General features: G+C 42.2%; 1 protein-coding gene and 1 pseudogene. Both read left to right on the top strand.

Annotation, left to right across the window (positions count from 1 at the left end; translation table 11 throughout):
• A pseudogene (locus tag H6S82_RS29305) lies at positions 1–347 on the top strand (hypothetical protein); the annotation flags it as partial.
• An 824-nt stretch (positions 348–1,171) separates the two neighbouring features.
• A complete protein-coding gene (locus H6S82_RS29310) occupies positions 1,172–2,221 on the top strand; it encodes a PEP-CTERM sorting domain-containing protein (protein ID WP_190471666.1) in 1,050 nt (349 codons plus the stop codon).
• The last annotated feature ends 167 nt before the right edge of the window (positions 2,222–2,388 follow it).

Raw genomic sequence — 2,388 nt, forward strand, 5'->3', positions numbered from 1 at the left:
CAGAACTTTACGACAGCGTAATCAACAAAACTCCCCTTTCAGCTAAGACTAACCGCCAGATTGGAAGCAATCCGCCAAGTATCTACTTAGCCAAAATCCAAAAAGACACAGGGATTTCGGAAGCAAAAATGGATGAAATTTTGCGATCGCACGTCATCGATCCAGTTGCTTTACGTGCTGATGATTTTGATGCCTTCTTCCAAGCGCGTCAAAAAGCACTGCTTGAACGTATAGAAAAAGCAATGGGTAAAAATCTTGTGCCTGTACCGGATGAATCAGTTGAATCTATCGATCGAGATGAGTACGACGACCTCGATAATGAAGATGATTTCCCTCAAGCTAGTTAGATTTTAGGTAATGCGATCGCACTCCCCATCACCACAAAAATAGCGATCGCCTTATCCTCAAAAATATTCCAAATTAATTAGGAATTATATCATTTTTTTGAGTATAATTTAGCTATCGATCGACATCCCTCAATTGAATATTGCAGCAAGAAATTTTGAAAGAAGCGATCGCACCCTCCCCCTCACAACCCCTCTAAATCAAGTCTATTCCAAACAATCTAGAAAAGCGATCGCTACTTTAGCTTAAACATCCCACCAATCGACCTCAACAGTACCGAAATAGGTCGCCTTTAATTTGTGCGATCGCTCTTTGCGATCGGATCTGGGAATACTCCAGTTACTAACTTAGCTCTACTACCTAGTAAAAGCACGCAAAGATTGTCTATGTTTGTAAGGCGATCGGCTTTCTGGTTAACAGGTAAACCCTAAAATATACTTATATTCACTGAATAGTAAGCAAAAAATTATAAATTTTTCGTGAAGATTACCTCAAGTTTATAAATTTTTTGTAAAGTTTATCCGAAATATCGCTGCCCTCGTTAATTCTACGTTAAAGTTAAAATTACTTCGTTAATTACGTAAGTATCTGTACTTAATTAAAAAGGTGCTACGTAAAATAACGTACTGTCTAAGCAAAAGACCAATCCTTCTTATGAAAGCAATTACGAAAACAAAAAAACTTTGAAGGCGGTAAAAACCTTGCCTTGGCCACAAATACCACTATTGGCTTTGGCGGAACAATCGTCTCTACCTTGACATTGCAACAATAACTCTCCCAGAACCCAGAGCAATAGCGAAATCATCTTTTTGTAGGAATTGCAAATATGAAACCGATCCATAAAATTGCCACATCAGCAACAGTCGCTGTGACTGCTACCCTCGGTTTTTCAGTTAACGCACTAGCAGCTACCTTTAACCCTAGCGAGGTTCAATACCACAAATTAATCGTTGCTGGAGATCCTAACGGTACTCCGCCAGATTCCCCCAGTAACCGAGTTGACCCCAACACTACCACATCGCCATTTGCGGGGGTCGGTAGCCTGTTCATGGATCTGGGAGGAGGAAGTGGTTTCCTCTGTACTGGTGCAACCATTAGTTCAACGCACATCCTCACTGCCGGTCATTGCCTTGATGAAGATGACAATGGCACAGCCGACTTTTTGCCTAATAAGGTTCGTTTCAATCTGAACTTTGGCAGCGATCTTTCTCACACCATCACCGCCAGTGCGCTCAATATCAATCCTGACTACACTGGTTTTCTCAATCCAACAGTCAACGATGACATTGCCATTATCACCTTGAGTGAGGCTCTACCTGATGGAGTACCCATTTACGACCTTTTCCGCAATCCTGTTTCAGAAGGCGAGACGTTTACAATGGTCGGGTATGGCACCACGGGTAACGGAATTGATGGATTGACCGGCGGAGCCAGCTTTAATGTAAAGCGGGTAGGTTACAACAACGCCGACTTGTTTGATGTTGATGACGAAGGCAGTGGTGTAAATGAAGTATTCTATTACGATTTTGACGGGCCAGATCCATCTACCAATTTGATTGGTGGTTTGACCCTGGGTAACGATATTGAAGGCAGCATAGGGCCGGGGGATTCTGGTGGCCCCAGCTTCGTCATCAAAAATGGTTCTATGTTCCTCGCTGGTGTCAATACCTTTGAATTCACTACATCCGATGAACAAATATTCGGTACATTCGGTACTGGTGGAGGCGGGATACTCGTTTCTTCCTACACCGATTGGATTGATAGTATCGTTAAGCCAAAATCAGTACCAGAGCCGTCTAGTGTTGTCGGAACATTAATGTTAGGTGCTTTAGGTACTGGTTCTTGGCTGAAGCGCAAGCAAAAAAAAGGTGCTTAAGTTCGGCTAGTATTAGCTGTGCAAACTAACGGAATTTATACTCAGCTATGCGGGGGATGAACTTTGCTACAACACTGCAAAGTCTCCCTCACAATTTATACAAAATCCAGGTTGTTTAGCCCCTTTAATTTTTGACATAAACATTGTAGAGATGTTTCATGAAAAGT

The organism is Planktothrix sp. FACHB-1355 (genome assembly GCF_014748295.1).
GTDB lineage: Bacteria > Cyanobacteriota > Cyanobacteriia > Cyanobacteriales > Aerosakkonemataceae > Aerosakkonema > Aerosakkonema funiforme_A.

Coding starts and splice junctions, on each gene's coding strand:
- H6S82_RS29310 (WP_190471666.1), top strand. CDS start 1,172: ATGAAACCGATCCATAAAATTGCCACATCAGCAACAGTCGCTGTGACT.